Annotated in this window: 10 protein-coding genes; 5 read left to right on the top strand and 5 right to left on the bottom strand. The window is 70.9% G+C overall.

What is annotated here, in order from left to right; translation table 11 throughout:
• Position 1: 1 nt before the first annotated feature.
• Both WCE37_RS12415 and WCE37_RS12410 read right to left on the bottom strand, forming a co-directional pair.
• Positions 2-1,273 (bottom strand): pyridoxal phosphate-dependent aminotransferase, encoded by a 1,272-nt coding sequence (locus WCE37_RS12415; RefSeq protein ID WP_343279628.1) that lies wholly within the window; start codon positions 1,271-1,273, stop codon positions 2-4.
• Positions 1,274-1,305: 32 nt separating this feature from the next.
• On the bottom strand, positions 1,306-2,655 hold the full coding sequence (locus tag WCE37_RS12410) for a M14 family metallopeptidase (protein ID WP_343277247.1): 1,350 nt from the start codon (positions 2,653-2,655) through the stop codon (positions 1,306-1,308).
• Positions 2,656-2,792: 137 nt separating this feature from the next.
• Here WCE37_RS12410 and rsgA point away from each other — a divergent pair, with 137 nt between their 5' ends.
• Positions 2,793-3,875 carry a ribosome small subunit-dependent GTPase A gene (gene rsgA, locus WCE37_RS12405; protein WP_343279666.1) on the top strand — a complete coding sequence of 361 codons (1,083 nt, stop codon included), beginning with the start codon at positions 2,793-2,795 and terminating at the stop codon, positions 3,873-3,875.
• 54 nt (positions 3,876-3,929) lie between these two features.
• Positions 3,930-5,144, top strand: a complete 1,215-nt coding sequence (locus WCE37_RS12400; RefSeq protein ID WP_343279665.1) for a flavohemoglobin expression-modulating QEGLA motif protein — start codon at positions 3,930-3,932, stop codon at positions 5,142-5,144.
• Here the strand turns inward: WCE37_RS12400 and WCE37_RS12395 are convergent.
• Together WCE37_RS12395 and WCE37_RS12390 are read right to left on the bottom strand one after the other, a co-directional pair.
• On the bottom strand, positions 5,141-6,040 hold the full coding sequence (locus WCE37_RS12395) for a LysR family transcriptional regulator (RefSeq protein WP_343277248.1): 900 nt from the start codon (positions 6,038-6,040) through the stop codon (positions 5,141-5,143). The two genes, WCE37_RS12400 and WCE37_RS12395, sit on opposite strands and share 4 nt — an antisense overlap.
• Positions 6,041-6,103: 63 nt before the next feature.
• On the bottom strand, positions 6,104-7,849 hold the full coding sequence (locus WCE37_RS12390) for a gamma-glutamyltransferase family protein (RefSeq protein ID WP_343279627.1): 1,746 nt from the start codon (positions 7,847-7,849) through the stop codon (positions 6,104-6,106).
• A 230-nt stretch (positions 7,850-8,079) separates the two neighbouring features.
• Between WCE37_RS12390 and ggt the strand changes: the two genes are divergently transcribed.
• The 3 genes from ggt (at position 8,080) to WCE37_RS12375 (ending at position 14,924) form a co-directional block, all read left to right on the top strand.
• Positions 8,080-9,807 carry a gamma-glutamyltransferase gene (gene ggt, locus WCE37_RS12385; protein ID WP_343279626.1) on the top strand — a complete coding sequence of 576 codons (1,728 nt, stop codon included), beginning with the start codon at positions 8,080-8,082 and terminating at the stop codon, positions 9,805-9,807.
• Positions 9,808-9,937: 130 nt separating this feature from the next.
• The gene (locus WCE37_RS12380) at positions 9,938-13,033 is read left to right on the top strand and encodes a TonB-dependent receptor (RefSeq protein WP_343279625.1); all 3,096 of its coding nucleotides are present in this window, start codon (positions 9,938-9,940) and stop codon (positions 13,031-13,033) included.
• 76 nt (positions 13,034-13,109) lie between these two features.
• The gene (locus WCE37_RS12375) at positions 13,110-14,924 is read left to right on the top strand and encodes a serine hydrolase (protein WP_343279624.1); all 1,815 of its coding nucleotides are present in this window, start codon (positions 13,110-13,112) and stop codon (positions 14,922-14,924) included.
• Here the strand turns inward: WCE37_RS12375 and gltS are convergent.
• Complete coding sequence (gene gltS, locus WCE37_RS12370) at positions 14,917-16,113, bottom strand: sodium/glutamate symporter (RefSeq protein WP_343277252.1); 1,197 nt, start codon at positions 16,111-16,113, stop codon at positions 14,917-14,919. The genes WCE37_RS12375 and gltS overlap by 8 nt on opposite strands.
• Between the last annotated feature and the right edge of the window lie 18 nt (positions 16,114-16,131).

The raw sequence follows: 16,131 nt of genomic DNA, 5'->3' as shown, positions 1-16,131 counted from the left end.
GTCAGGCGGTGGCTGGGCGGGCGGCCGCAGCCATGGCTGCCCTTGCAGGGCCCGCCGACGCGCGGCGCGCCAGCACGCGGTCGATGCGGCGGAACACTTCGCGCAGCTGCTCGGGTTCGGGCAGCAGGGTGACGCGGAAATGGTTGCGGTAGGGCACGTTGAAGCTCGATCCCGGCACCACCAGCACGTGCTCGGCTTCCATCAGTTCCAACGCAAACGCATGGTCGTCGAAGCCCCGTGCCGCGGCGCCGACCACGCCGGGAAAGGCATACAGCGCGCCATCGGGCACGCGCAGCTCCAGGTGCGGGCTGGCCGCGCAGGCCTCGGCCACAATGCGTCGCGCTTCGTGCAGGCGGCCGCCGGGCGCGACCAGCGGGCCGATGGTGTCCAGGCCGGACAGTGCCGCCGGCACCGCGAACTGTCCGGGCACATTCGCGCACAGGCGCAGCGCGCCGAGCAGGTCGATGGCCTGGCGGTAGCCGGCGGTCGCGGCCGCATCACCGGACAGCACTGCCCAGCCGATGCGCCAGCCGCAGGCGCGGTGGACCTTGCTCAGGCCACCAAAGGAGAGGCAGGGCACATCGTCGGCGATCGGTGCCAGCGGCTCGAAGCGCGCATCGTCGTAGGTGATGCCGTCGTAGATCTCATCGGCCATCAGCAGCAGGCCATGGCGGCGGGCCACGGCGACGATCCGCTCCAGCAGCGCGCGCGGATAGCTGGCGCCGGTGGGATTGTTGGGGTTGATCAGCACGATCGCGCGCGTGCGCGGCGACACCAGCGCCTCGATCTCGTCGGGGTCGGGCAGGAAGCCGTTTTCCACCCGGCAGCGGTAGTACACCGGGCGGCCGTCGTTGAGGATGGTCGAGGCCGACCACAGCGGATAGTCGGGCGAGGGCAGCAGCACCTCGTCGCCGGGATTGAGCAGGGCGCGCAGGCTGATGTCGATCAGTTCGCTGACGCCATTGCCGATGAAGACATTGTCGGCCGAGGCGCCGGGGGTGCCGCGCGCGGCGTGGTGCAGGGCGATGGCCTCGCGCGCCGCCGGCAGGCCCTGCTGGTGCGCGTAGGGATCGGTGTCGTGGATGTGGTCGGCGATCGCGCGCTGCATGTGCTCCGGCGCGCGGAAGCCGAAGGCGCCGGGGTTGCCGATGTTGAGCTTGATCAGCACGTGGCCTTCGGCCTCGAGCTCGCGGGCGCGGCGCGCGAGCTCGCCGCGGATCTCGTAGCGCACCTCGGTCAGGCGTTCACGGGTGGCGAGCGGCGGCTTGGACATGCGGGACGGTCGGCGCGGGCGGACGGCAGAGACTAGCGGAATTGCCGATGTGAGTCGCCGACGCCGAAGTGCGGGCATTCCGGGACGGCCGTGGGCGGCTGCGGCTCCAGCAGCAGGGCCATCAGGCTTTGCGCCGCGTGGCGGGCGGCCTTGTCCAGCTCCGCGGCGGGCGTGGTATCGCCCACCTCGTAGGTCACCGTTGGCGCGCCTAGGCGGCAGAACGCCCAGTTCTTGAACACCGGCGAGCGGGCGGTGGATGGCTTTTCCTCGATGTCGAAACCGGCCTGCATGGCCGTGATCCACGCGTGCAGCACGCCGCCCGGCGCGCGCGATGGATCCTCGGTCACGGTGTAGAACACGTCGCGGAAGGTGGAGTGGAAATCGATGGCGAAGGCCACGCGGCCGGCGTCGATGCCGCGGGCGTCCAACAGGTCGCGCAGCGCGCGCGTTTCCGGCTGCGCGAATGGCCCCCAGTCGCGGTTGAGGTCGACGCCGTTGGCGTTGCCGCGCCAGTGGCCCTCGACCACGCCGTCCGGGTTCAGCAGCGGCACCACGAGCACGCGCACCCGTTCGCGAAACGTGCGTGCCTGCGGCGTGTCCGCGGCCAGGGACTCTATGAATCCGGTCAGCGCCTGGGTCCCGGTGTTCTCGGGCGGATGCTGGCGCCCGAGCACCAGCAGCACCGGTGCGTCGGTGTCGGCAACGGCGCCGAACTCGAAAACATGCAGCGGGCGGCCCTGGACCGAACTGCCGAAGGTGCGTGGCTCGACGCCGAGCCGCGCGGCGACGTCTGCCGACCACGCCTCGAAGTCCCCGGGCAGGAACGGCGGCTGTGCCGACACGTGCAGCGCGCCCGTTTCGAGCTGCAGCTGCAGATGGGCGACGCCGTCGTCATCGACCCGGTACTCGTCGCCACCGGCCTCGCGCCACTCCCGGCCGTCGGCGCTGAGCTTGGGCACGTAGCGGTGGCGATGGCCGTGGGCATAGGCGAAGCGCAGCTCCAGCGTGCGCGGCGCGTCGGCGTGGATGCGGAAGCCATACCAGGCGCTGGGATTGACCGGCTCCGTTTCCGGGGCGATGTCGATGCGGTAGCGGCCTTCACCCAGGCGCTCCACGCCGGACAGCCGCGCCGCGGGCAGCAGGTTGTCGAAGCGGATGCCGTCCGCGTCGAAGCGCCAGGCCTTTCGGACCTGGACCGCCACCTGCGGTACGTCCGCCGGAGCGGCGGCGGGCGGCACGGAGGCCGCCGCCTCCGGCGGATCGATCGGCTGGTGCGACGCACAGCCGGCCACGAGCAACGCCAGCGCGGCGGGCAGCCAGCGGGCGGCGCGCGTGGCCGCGTGGCCGCAGCGGTGCCGGCGTTCTTCGGTGGAAGGCGTCATCTGGAATCCAGTCGGGGGCAGTGACGCGCGATGGTCGCAGGCGCACCAAGGGCTGCCAAGCCGGCAGCGCTGGCGGGCGCTAGAATCGCGGCCATGATCTTCCATCGCCCCAGCGCTTGAATCCCGCCCCCGCCGAACTGCAGGCCATCGGCTGGCGGGCCGGCATCGATCCGCGCTGGCAGGAGGCGATGGACGCGCATCCGCAGGCGCGCCCTGCGCGGGTGGTCGAGCAGCATCGCTCGGGCTACGTGGTGGCCACCGGTCCCGACGACGGCGTCGCGGTGGAGTCGCTGCCCGAGTGGCAGCGGCCGGTCGGATACCGCAAGGGCACGGTGGCGCCGGAAGACCGGCCCGCAGTCGGAGACTGGGTGCTGGTCGAGGACGGCAAGCGCATCGTCGCCCTGTTGCCGCGCCGCAGCGCGATCAAGCGCGGCGCCGCCGGCGAGCACTACCGGCAGCAGCTGATCGCCGCCAACGTCGACGTGGCCTTCGTGGTCTGCGGGCTGGACGGGGACTTCAATCCGCGCCGCATCGAGCGCTACCTGCTGCTGGTGCAGGGCAGCGGCGCGCAGCCGGTGGTGGTGCTGACCAAGGCCGACCTGCCGGGTGCCGACCCGGCCGCGGCGCACGCCGCGCTGGCCGCCATCGAGGCCCTGGGCGTGCCTGCGGTGGCAGTGAACGCGAAGGACGCGGCGGCGGTCGTGGCGCTGTCGCCCTGGCTGCGTCCGGGCGACACCGCCGTGCTGGTCGGGAGCTCCGGCGCCGGCAAGTCCACGCTGACCAACACCCTGCTCGGCAGCGACCGGATGAAGACCGCCGCGGTGCGCGAACACGATGCCCGCGGCCGCCACACCACCACCCATCGCGCGTTGCTCCCGCTGGCCACCGGCGCCTGCCTGATCGACACGCCCGGCATGCGCGAACTCAAACCCACCGGCGAAGAGGAACTCGCCGACGGCGGCTTCGCCGACATCGAGGCGCTGGCGGCGCAATGCCGGTTCCGCGACTGCGCGCACGGCCGCGAGCCCGGCTGCGCGGTGCGCGCCGCGATCGCCAGCGGGACGCTCGACGAAGGCCGCTTCCTCAACTACCTGAAGCTTGGCGGCGAACTCGCCGCCGCCTCGGACCGCCTGGCCTCGCGCCTGGCCGACCGGCAGGTCGCGAAGCTGCCATCGCGCACTCCACAGAAACGGCCGGACGACCGGTCCGGCAAGCGCTGAGGCGTGGACGCCCGGTCGCCCGAGCTCGCAGGCCACGCCGCGCTCGACGCGCGCATGGTCGCGGCGGCGCGCGGGATCCGGGTGCTGACCTTGGCAAGCTGGCCTGCGACGGTGCAGCAGGAGTTCCTTGCCGGCCTTGCGCAGGGCCGGCTGCGGCTGCCGCGGGTCGGCTATCCCCGCCATGACTTCAGCGATGCCCGCCGCGAACTGCAGGCGATCGTGGATGCCGCCGACCCCGCGCATCCGCTCGGTCGCTACCTGGTGGACTCGGCGCGGCAGTGGGACGTGGCCGCGCGCATGCTCGAAGCGCTGGGCACGCCCGCGGCCGGTGCGCTGTCGGTGGCGCTGTACGGCCGGCCGGACGACCCGCTGCCTGGCGGCGGGCCGAGCACGCGCGAGGCCGCGCGCCATTTCATCGCCATCGCCAACGAGCTCGACCGCGAACTGCTGGCGCCGGAGGAGCAGGTCGCGATCTCCGCCAACGCGCTGCAGCTGCAGCTGCAGAACGCGCTCGACGCCTTCTTCGGCGGGCGCGTGGTGGCGGTGGAGCTGGACCCGGACATGATCGCCAAGGCTGCGGCCGGCGCCTACCGCATCCGCCTGCGCACCGGTGCCGCCTACACCGATTACGACCGCCGCCAACTGTTGCACCACGAGGCGCTGGTGCATTCGCTGACCGCGCTCAACGGCCGCGCGCAGCCGCTGCTGCCGAGCCTGGCGATGTCCTCGCCGCGCATCACCGCCACCCAGGAGGGCCTGGCGGTGCTGGCCGAACAGATCACCGGCAGCATCGACATCGAACGCATGAAGCGCATCAGCCTGCGCACCGAGGCCATCGCGATGGCGATGGAGGGCGCGGACTTCCTGCAGGTGTTCGGCTACTTCCGCGACGCCGGCCAGGACGCTGCGGAAAGCTTCTCCTCGGCCCAGCGCGTGTTCCGCGGCGTGCCGGTGACCGGCGGCGCGGCCTTCGCCAAGGACACGGTCTACCTGCGCGGGCTGGTGGAGGTGCACACCTTCTTCCGCCACGCGCTGCGCGACGGCCGCCTGCGCCAGTGCCGGCGCCTGTTCGCCGGCAAGATGACGCTTGACGACGTGCAGGCCTTCGATCCGCTGTTCGATGCCGGGGTGCTGGCGCCGCCGCGCTGGCTGCCCGACTGGGTGGCGCGCGCGAACGGCCTGGCCGGACAGCTGGCGTTCTCGCTGTTCGCAAACCGGATCCGGCTGGACCGGCTGTCCGGTGTCGCCGCGCCGGGCAGCGCTGCCTAGGCCCCGCCCGGGCGCGTGTCGCGCAGGGCCTTTGCAAACACCACCAGGAAGCGGCGCGCGGCCTCCGATGGCGGGCGGTCCTCGAGGTGCACGCACTGCACCTTGAAGCGCAGCGGCGGCGAGAACGGCCGGTGCGAGGTGGCGGGGCCCGTGGCTGCGCGCGCGGTGAACTCGTCCACCACCGCCACGCCCACGCCGTGGCGCGCCAGTTCGGCGGCGATGTAGAAGGTCTGGTTGGAAACCACTTCGTTGACCGTGATGTCCTGGCGCTGGAGCTCGCGGTTGAGCAGTTCGCCCACCGGCCCGCCCGTGGTCAGGCCCACCAGGTCCTGGCCGTCGAGGATCCGCAGCGGCACGTGCTCGTCGACGCCGGGAAGGGCCGCAGTCTGGAATAACAGCATCAGCTCCCCGGTGTCGATGTCGCGACGTTTCATTCGTGGGTGCATGGGCGGGTCGTAGGCGATGGCGATGTCGCAGCTGCGTTCGTACAGTGCCTGGAACAGCGCATCGTGGTGCAGCGTCTGTACGTCGAAGGTGACGTCCGGGTGGCGCGCACGGAAACGCGCAATCGCCAGCGGCGCGACGTGCAGCCCCAGCGAAGGCACGACCGCCAGGCGGATGCGGCCGCCGGCGAAGCTGCGCAGGTTGCCGACCGTCTTCTGCAACGAAGTCAGCCGGTTGAAGACCTCGGAAACTTCGACGAACAGCTCGTGTGCCTGGTCGGTGGCGACCAGGCGCCCGCGCACCAGGCGAAACAGTTCCAGCCCCAGCTGCTGCTGGGTGTGCTGCAGCACCTTGCTGACCGAGGGCTGCGAGACGTGCAGCGCGCGCGCGGCGGCGCTGATGGAGCCGGAGGTATAGACGGCGTGGAAGACTTCGATCTGGCGAAAGCGCATTGTCGGCCGGCACTCCAGGGTGGCACCTTCATGATCGCCGCCGGTTGCCCGTATGTCGCGTGACTAAGGTTGTGCAACGACGCCTTCGCGACGCGGGTCGGCGGCGCCCTGCAGGACGCCGTCGGTCCGGGCCACGCCGTGCAGGCCCGAGTCCTCCCCGGCGCCCGCGACGATGTCGATGCCGCGCCCGGACAGCGCCGCGCGCAGCGCCGGGGAAAAAGCGGCGGCCTCACCGTTGAAGCGTTCGCCGCGCGCGACCAGGTTGGGCAGCGCGACCGCCTGTTGCAGCGGCAGGTCCCAATAGAGCCATCCGATCAGGGCCTTGGCGACGTAGGCGGGAATCGCGTTGCCGCCCGGCGAGCCGATCGCGCCGACGAAACCGCCGTCGCGGTCGAGCACGATCACAGGCGACATCGATGAGCGCGGGCGCTTGCCGGGTGCGATCGCGTTGGCGGCAGTCGTGCCCGGGCCCCAGGAGAAGTCGGTCAGCTGGTTGTTGAGCAGCATGCCGCCGACCACGCGCCCGGAGCCGAAATAGGATTCGATGGTGGTGGTCATCGACACCGCGTTGCCCGCGGCGTCGACCACGACGAAGTGGCTGGTGCCGGCGGGCTCGTGGGTGGCGTCGGCCCCGTGCGCGGTCGCGGCGGGCGGCTGGCCATGCGCGGGCCGGCCGGTGGCGGCATGCGCGCCGATCAGCGCGCGGCGCGCAGCGACATAGTCCGGATCAAGCAGGCCCGCTACCGGCACCTGCGTGAAGCGCGGGTCGCCGACGTAGTGGTCGCGGTCGGCGTACATCAGGCGGCTGGCTTCGGCGAAGAGGAACCAGGCCTGTGGATCGTCGGGGCCGCGTTCGGCGATGTCGGTGCCGTCGAGCAGCAACATGAGCTGCAGCAGGCCGACGCCGCTGGCGGGCGGCGGTGCCGCGCAGATCACCCAGGCGCGCAGGGGACGGCAGATGGCGTCGCTGCGTTCGGCGCTGCCTTCGCGCAGGTCCGCCAGCGTCATGCGCGCGCCGTGCGGCGGCTGCGCGACGCGCGCCACCAGTGCGTCGGCCAGCGGCCCCGAGCGCAGGGCATCGGCGCCGCGCACGGCTATCGTGCGCAGGCTGGCGGCATAGGCCGGATTGTGGAAGGTGTCGCCGACGCGTAGCGGGGTGCCGTCCGCTGCGGCGAACAGCGCCACCACGTCGGATGCCCCTGCCTGCGGAAACGTGCCGGCGATGTGGCGATGCAGGCGCGGCGTCACCGCGAAGCCCTGCTCGGCCCGCGCCGCCGTGGATTCGAACAGCGTGGACCAGGACAGCAGGCCGTGCGCGGCGTGTGCGAGCTCCAGCGCGTGCAGCGCGCCGGGTACGCCGGTGGCGTGTCCGCTCAGCATCGCGTCGGCGCGCACCAGCATGTGCCCGTTGCCGTCGGTGAACATGCCGGGCACGGCGGCCGCTGGCGCGCGCTCGCGGCCGATCCAGCTGTCCACCCGGCCCGAGTCCGCGTCGTAATGCAGCACGATCGCGCCGCCCAGCAGCCCCGAGCTCTGCGGCTCGACCAGGCCCAGCATGGCCTGCACGGCGATGGCGGCATCGATCGCGCTGCCGCCACGGCGCAGCACGTCCAGACCGGCCTCGGTGGCGAGCGGGTGCGCGCTGCTGACCAGGCCTGCCGCGGGCGTGTCCGCCACGGCGGCCGGCGGTGGGGGCGCGGGTGTGCCGGCGCCTGCGCCGGTGCCGCAGGCGACCAGGCAGAGCACGGACAGCGAGGCAAGCGCGCGGTATGCCGTGGAGAGCGATGCGTGCAGCAGGGACGAGGTCAAGGGCAGGTTCCTGCGGAGGCCGGCGACGGGTGCGTCGCCGGCGGGAGGAGGTCCCGAGGCTATCGCGATCGCACGCCGGGCGCCCCACGCTTTGCGGAGGTGTCCGATAACGCCAGGTTATGGCCGCGCCCATAGCCCCGCCGCATACCCGTCCGCAGGAAAGCTGGGCGACAGCCGGGCCGGCCTCGGGCAGTGTCGAAGCGCTGCCCCGCCGACAAGGAGACCACCACATGCGCAGGCAATCCAGGCTGTTCCGCGTGGCGCTGTTCGCGCTCTGCCTGGCCGCCGGCTCGGCGGCGCCAGCGCAGACGCGGCAGTTGCTCAACTACGAACAGATCCACAAGCCCGTGGTCGCCGAGGGCGGCATGGTCGTCAGCCAGAGCGCGCATGCCAGCAGGATCGGGGCGCAGGTGTTGCGCGATGGCGGCAACGCGGTCGACGCCAGCGTGGCGATGGCCTTTGCCATGGCCGTGACCCTTCCGCGCGCCGGCAACATCGGCGGCGACGGCTACATGCTGGTCCATCCCGCGGGAGGGGCCGCCGCGGTCGCGATCGACTTCCGCTCGATGGCGCCCGCGCTGGCCACGCTCGATGCCTACATCGGTGGGGACGGAACCCTGAAGGGCCACTCGGCCGGCATCCGCGCCGCGGGCGTGCCGGGCACCGTGGCGGGTCTGGCGCTGGCGCACGAAGCGCACGGCCGCCTGCCCTGGAAGCAGTTGCTGCAGCCCGCGATCCGACTGGCTGCGGATGGGATGGTGCTCAGCCGCGACGAGGCCTTTGCGCTGGATTGGGGCCGGGAGCGACTGGCGCGCAGCACTGCGGGCGCGAAGGTCTTCCTGCACCCGGACGGATCCGCGCTGCGCGCGGGCGAGCGCCTGGTGCAGGCCGACCTGGCCTGGTCCCTGCGCCAGATCGCCGAACACGGCGCTGATGCGTTCTATCGCGGCGCGATCGCCGAGCGGATCGACGCCGGCATGCGCGCCCACGGTGGGCTGCTGCGCAAGGCCGACCTGGCCGCGTATCGCGCCATCGCGCGCGAGCCGCTGCGCGGCAGCTACCGCGGCTATGCGCTGCTGACCATGCCGCCGTCCAGTGGCGGCGGGCCGGGGATCGCGATGACGCTCAATATCCTGGAGCACTTCGACCTGGCGACGATGGGAGCAGGCTCCGCCGATGCGCTGCACGTGCTGGCCGAGGCGACCAAGCGCGCCTGGCGCGACCGTCGGGCCCACGCCAACGATCCGGCGGCGTCACCCGTGCCGCTGCAGGGCTTTGTTTCAAAGGCCTATGGCGCGGCGCGTGCGACGGAGATCGCGATGGACCGGGCGACGCCTGCGGCCGCGGTCGACGCGGGCGACATCTGGGCCCATGAAGGACCGGACACCACCCATTTCTCGGTGGTGGACGACGAGGGCAACGCGGTCAGCACCACTTACACCATCGGCGCCGACTTCGGCTCAGGGGTGATGCTTGAAGGCACGGGTTTCCTGCTAGGCAACCTGATCGGCAACTTCTCGCTGCAGGCGCAACTCGATGCCGCCCGCGAGGGCCGCGAGCCGCCGGCGAACGCATTGCGGCCGGGCAGCCGCCCGGTGTCGAGCATGTCGCCGACGATGCTGCTGCGCGATGGCCGGCCGTGGCTTGTGACCGGCAGCCCGGGCGGCAACACCATCCCGGGCACGATCGTGCAGATGATCGTCAACGTCGTCGACTTCGACATGAACATCGCGGAGGCGACGTCGTTCCCGCGCATCCACCAGCAGGTCACCGCGCGTGGCGAGCTCGACATCGAGCGCGGGTTCAGTCCGGACACGCTGCGCATCCTGCGCGAGCGCGGCCACGAGCCGGAGCAGGGACAGACCATCGGCAGCACGCAGACGCTGCTGTTGGAGGCGTCCCACGTGGAAGGCGCGGCCGATCCCCGGCGCCCGGGCGCGGCTGCCTTCGCGCAGTAGGCGCGCAGGCATAACCTCCCGCTATGGGATGGGGCAGAAAAACGAGGGCTGGCGAAACGGCAACGCCGCTAAAGTCGAATAAGGGGAGCGCGCCTGCGCGCCGGTTTGATGTCTTCGGAGGGAACACCACATGCACCATCGCCTGACCAAGCCGACGCTGCTCAGCGTCATCCTCGGCGCGACGCTCCAGAGCATGGCGTTTGCACAGCAGCAGGATGTCGCGGAGCCGGATACGCCGCCGCTGCAGACAACCGCCACCGCCACTGCCACCGCAAAGGAGCTGGACGCCGTCGTGGTCGTGGGCAGCCGGCTTGCGAGCACGCGCACCGAGGGGCCGTCGCCGGTCCTGATAATGGACGAGGAGAAGATCGAGGCGACCGGCGCGATCTCCGGCGACGAGCTGCTGCAGTCGATCCCGCAGGTCGGCGACATGATGTTCAACAACGCCGACACCGCCGCCAACCTCAACGCCGCGCGCGGCGACGTCGGCTCGATCAACCTGCGCAACCTCGGCACCGGCAACACCCTGCTGATGGTGAACGGGCGTCGCATGGTCCCGCATCCGGGCACGCAGACCGAGGCGCTGGTGCCGCGGCAGACCGCCAACATGAACGCGATCCCGCTGTTCGGCACCCGCCGGGTGGAGACGCTGCTCGGCGGCGCGTCCGCGCTGTACGGATCCGATGCGGTGGCCGGCGTGGTCAACGTGGTGCTCGACACCCACTACCAGGGCTTCCAGGTGCAGGGCCAGTACGGCGGCTCCGAAGACGTGGACTTCCGCCAGGGCAATATCAACTTCAAGGCCGGCAAGTGGTTCAACGATGGCCGCACGCGGGCCACGGTGGTCGGCGGCTGGACGCACCGCACCGACCTCCCGGCCACCGAGCGCGACTACAGCGCCAACATGGACCGCCGCGCGCAGATGGACGGCACCGACTTCGAGGGCGTCACCGCCTTCGACGACCGCATCACCGGCACGGCCTGGGGCGTGTTCCAGACCATCGACGGCGTGCGCGTGCGCGATGCCGACAACGGTTCGATCACCAGCGCCAGCGGCTATTTCCACATCGACCCGGTCGGCCACCACGGCTGTACCGCGCAGGTCACCGGTGACGTCTGCATCAACTCGGGCTCCCAGAGCACCGACGCCGACCGGCCGCTGCGCTTCAGCCCGAACCACCAGCGCAACATCCTGGGCGAGGTCGACCGCATGAACGTGTTCGGCACGCTCGAGCACGACCTCGACGACAACTTCGTCGCCTTCGCGGAGTTGGCGTACTACGAGTCCCGCTACAAGGGCATGCGCGAGCAGGCGGCGGCGCTGGGCGCGGCGCCGATCATCGTGCCGAAGACCAATTACTGGAACCCGTTCGGCGCCATGTACCTGCCCGACGGCTCGCTCAACCCCAACCGCCTGGCCGGCATCGACGCGCCGGAGGAGGGGCTGGACGTGCGCATGACCAGCTTCCGCGCCACCGACACCACGCGCCCGTACACGGTCGATGACGACCAGTACCGGTTCCTGGCCGGCGTCCGCGGCATGGTGGGCGGCTTCGACTGGGAAGGCGCGGTGCTGTACTCGGAGGCCAACACCACCGACACCCAGCACGGCTCGATCAGCAACACGCTGTTCAGCGAGGCGCTGGCGTGGAGCACGCCCGATGCCTACAACCCCTTCCACGGCGGCAACCTTGCCGACTGGGGTGCGCCGCCGGATTCCGCGCGCAATCAGGTGGCGATCGACCACTTCACCGTCCCCGTGGTCCGCAAGAGCAAGGCGACGCTGTTCCAGGTCGATACCCGCTTCATCCGCGAGGATCTGTTCGCGCTGCCCGCCGGCCACGTCGGCGTCGCCTTCGGTGCCGAGTGGCGCCGGGAAACCCTGAAGGACGACCGCGACCCGCGCTTCGACGGCACGATCACCTACACCAACCCGATGAACGGCGCGATCACCAGCGACGTGCTCGGCGCCAGCCCGTCGGGCGACAACTCCGGCGACCGCGACGTCGGTTCGCTGTACGCCGAGTTCGCGATCCCGCTGGTGTCGCCGTCGATGGGCGTGCCGCTGGTGCGCGCGCTGGACCTGCAGGTCGCCGGGCGCCACGAGCGCTACTCGGACTTCGGCGGCGTCACCAAGCCCAAGGTCTCGCTGGCCTGGGACATCGTGGACGGCCTGATGGTCCGCGGCAACTGGTCGGAGAGCTTCCTCGCGCCCAACATCCTGCAGCTGTACGCCGAAGGCACCACGGTCAGCAACAGCCGCACCGACTACTACGTCTGCGAGGCCGACATCCGCAACGGCACCATCGACGGCGTGCACCGCTGCGGCCGCAGCTACAGCACCATGGCGATCCGCAGCGGCAACCGCGACCTGCAGCCGGAGACGGCGGAAACCTGGTCGGCGGGCGTCGTGTTCCAGCCGCGCTTCCTGCCCGAATCCACCCGGATGACGTTCACCGCCGACTACTTCGAGATCCAGCAGGAAGACGTGATCGGCATCCTGGGCGAGGCCACGCAGCTGGCGCTGGACTACCTGCTGCGCATGGAGGGCTCGTACAACCCGGCGGTGGTGCGGCTGGAGCCCGATCAGGCCCGGATCGACCTGTTCGACGGCACCGGGCTGGCGCCGGTGGGCATGGTCGACTACGTCGACGACGTCTACATCAACCGCCTGCCGCGGACCACGCGCGGCATCGACTTCGGCGTCGACTGGCGCCTGCGCACGGACAATGCCGGCACCTTCTACTCCAGCCTCAACGCGACCCGCCTGATCGAGATGTCGCAGGACCCGACCGAGGACGAGCTGCGCATCATCGCCGCCCAGGAAGCCGGGGTCATCGATGACAACTTCGACATCCGCAACGCCGGCAACCTGCTGGGCGTCAACGGCAAGCCGGAATGGCGCGCGACCTTCAGCGCCTCCTGGCGCAAGGACGGCTGGGGCCTGGGCACCTTCGTCAACCACACCGACGCCTTCGAATCGACCGGCGCGGTCTCCAACCTCGGCAATTACTACCCGGTGCCGAGCTGGACGACGACCAACCTCTGGGCCGAGCATCGCTTCAGCGGAACCGAGGGCTTCCTCGATGGCACCCGTATCCGCCTGACGGTGCGCAACATCGGCGATCGCCAGCCGCCGCTGACCCCGAGCGCGCTGGGCTATTCTTCGCTGCACAATGCGCTCGGGCGCGGTTACTACCTGACGGTGACCAAGTCCTTCGACTGATCGCCGTCCACGCGCGCGCCGCCGCCATGGATGGCGATGGCCTGGCGCACGGTCCCGGAATCCCCTCGGAGGCACCATGAAGCAACGCAGCAGGGCCGGTCGCGCCCTGGCACTGTTCGCCGTCGTCCTGGCCTGCTGCGCCTGGCTGCCGTCCGCGGCGGCCGGGGGCATCGAGGACCGGTTGCGCGGGTTGATGGACGAGCACGGCACGGTGGGCCTGGCGGTGGTGGTGGTCCGCGACAACGCCATCGTCTACAGCGGCAGCCTGGGCTGGAAGGACCTGGAGCGGCAGGTTCCCCTTGAACAGGATGACGCCTTCCGCATCGCCTCCATCTCCAAGTCCTTCGTGGCCACCTCCATCCTGCAGCTGGTGGAGCAGGGCCGCCTGTCGCTGGACGACGAGGTTGGCGGCCTGATCGGCTTCCCTGTGCGCAACCCGGCGTTCCCGGAGCGCCCGGTCACGCTGCGGATGCTGCTCAACCACACTTCGTCGATCACCGACGGCGAGCAGTACGGCAGCCTCGATGCCATCGATCCCGGAGCAGGCGGCGCGTGGCGGGAGCGCTATGCCGACCGCGCGCCCGGTGAGCGCTACGAATATTCCAACCTCGGCTACAACATGGCCGGCGCGATCGTCGAGCGCGTGTCCGGCGAGCGCTTCGACGCCTACGTCCGCAAGCACGTGCTCCAACCGCTCGGCCTCTACGGTGGCCACCTGGTGGACGCTTTGGACCGGAACCGTATCGCCTGGATCTACCGCTGGCGCGAGGGCGATGGCTTCGTGCGTTCGGAGGCGGCCTACGCGCCGCTGGCCGAACGCCTGCAGGGCTATGCCATGGGCCGCGACGCCCCCCTGTTCTCGCCCACGGGCGGGCTGAAGATCCCGGCACCGGACCTGGCGAAGTACATGCTGATGCACATGAACCACGGCCAGTGGAACGGCGTGCGCATCATCAGCCCGGCGAGCGCGGTGGCGATGCAGACGCCCACCGTCGCCATCGACGGCGGCAGCGGCGGCTACGGCCTGGCCATGCGCACCGACCGGACCCTGGTGCCCGGGGTGGTGCTGACCGGCCACACCGGATCGGCCTACGGCCTGTACAGCTCGATGTTCTTCGATGCGGAGAGGAAGTACGGCTTCGTCGTGATCACCAACGGCAGCCGCGGCGAGGAGGCGTTGCGGACGGCGGTCAACCGGGCGCTGCACGAGCACTTCATCGCCGGCCTTGAGGAGACGCCGGCCGCGCCCGTCGTCTCCGGCGCGGCCACGATGGACGCGGCGGGCATGGTCGACATCCGCAGCCTGGTGCCGGACATGTCGCAGGCGATCGCCTATGCCGGCAGCGACAACTTCGTCGGCGCGCCGGTGGACGGCTACGAAGCGCCGCGCTGCTGGCTCAAGCGCGAGGCGGCCGAGGCGCTGGCGCGGGTTGAGGCCTCGCTGCGCGAGCGGGACATGCGCCTGCACATCTTCGACTGCTACCGCCCGGTGCGCGCGGTGACGCACTTCATGCGCTGGGTCGGCGATGCCGGCGACGTCGCCACCAAGGCCACCCATTACCCGGACCTGGACAAGCAGCAGCTGCTCGACGGCTACATCGCGGAGGTTTCGGGCCACAGCCGCGGCCACACCGTCGACCTCACCGTGCTGCGCTGCGACGATCGCGGCCTGGACTGCGCGCCGCTGGACATGGGCACCGGCTTCGACTTCTTCGGCACCCGCGCCAATACCGATTCGCCGGAGGCCAGCGCGGAGCAGCGCGCCAACCGCCACCTGCTGCGCGACGCGATGGCCGCCGGCGGCTTCGCCAACTATCCGATGGAATGGTGGCACTACAGCTTCCAGACCGGCGTGGTGCCGGGGCCGCTGTACGACGTGCCGGTCAACTGAAGAAGTTGATGAACCCGGTGATGATCAGCGCGTTGCTGAAGTCGATGAAGAACGCGCCCACCAGCGGCGCGACCAGGAACGCGCGCGGCGCCGCGCCGTAGCGCTCGACCAGGGTGCGCATCACCGCCATCGCGTTCGCTGTGGTGCCGAGCATGAAGCCGATGAAGCCGCCACCCATCACCGCGGCGTCGTAGTCGCGACCCATCATCCGGAACACCACCAGGCAGAACGCCGCCACCATCGCCACCTGCAGGCCCAGGTTGACCAGCAGCGGCATCGCCAGGCCGGCCAGTTCCCACAGCTTGAGGTTCATCAACGCCACCGACAGGAACAGCGCCAGGCTGACGTTGCCGATGAGGTCGGTGGTCGGCACCGACATGCCGATCCAGCCGGTGGCGTCGTCGATGTTGCGGATCACCGCGCCGACCAGCATCGCGCCGACGTAGGCGGGCAGGGTGATGCCGGTGGTCGAGATCAGGTCGCTGACCCAGCTGCCCAGCCACATCGCCACCAGGATCACCACAATGCTCTTCAGCGCGCCGTATTCGCGCTGGGCTTCGGTCAGCGGCGGGCCGGCGGCCTGGAGGTCCTCGGGCGAGGTGTGGTCCTGCGGCCGCGAGGACACCAGTTTGAAGCGCCGGATCAGCACCGTGATCACCGGCCCGCCGATCAGTCCGCCCAGCACGATGCCCGACATCGCCGCGGCCACCGCGATCGATTCCGCGCCTTCCACGCCGGCCGCTTCGAACAGCGGCGCGAACGCCAGCCCCGTCGCCGGGCCGCCGGTCAGCGTGGTCGAGCCTGCGAGGACGCCGAAGAGCGGGTGCAGGTCGAAGCCCATCGCCACCGCCATGCCGAGCAGGTTCTGCGCCACCGCGAACACGGTGGCCAGGGCCAGGAACACCATCACCTGCTTGCCGCTGATCTTCAGCAGGCGCAGGCTGGCGTTGAGGCCGATGGTGGTGAAGAACGCGATCATCAAAGGGCTCTGCAGCCCGGTGTCGAGCACGAACAGCGTCGTGCCGCGGTCGTGGGCGATCCAGGCCGCGATCGCGAACACCAGTCCGCCGATCACCGGCGGCGGCAGGTTGTAACGGCCGAGCACGGGGATCACGCGGCACAGCGCATAGCCAATGAACAGCGCGATGCCGGCGAGGGCGAGGGTCTGGACGGCGTCGAGTTGCAGCATGGCTTCCTTCTCGGTCTC

This window comes from Luteimonas sp. MJ250 (assembly GCF_039548455.1).
In the GTDB taxonomy this organism is placed as follows: domain Bacteria; phylum Pseudomonadota; class Gammaproteobacteria; order Xanthomonadales; family Xanthomonadaceae; genus Luteimonas.
This window is presented reverse-complemented; position numbering and strand designations above follow the sequence as displayed.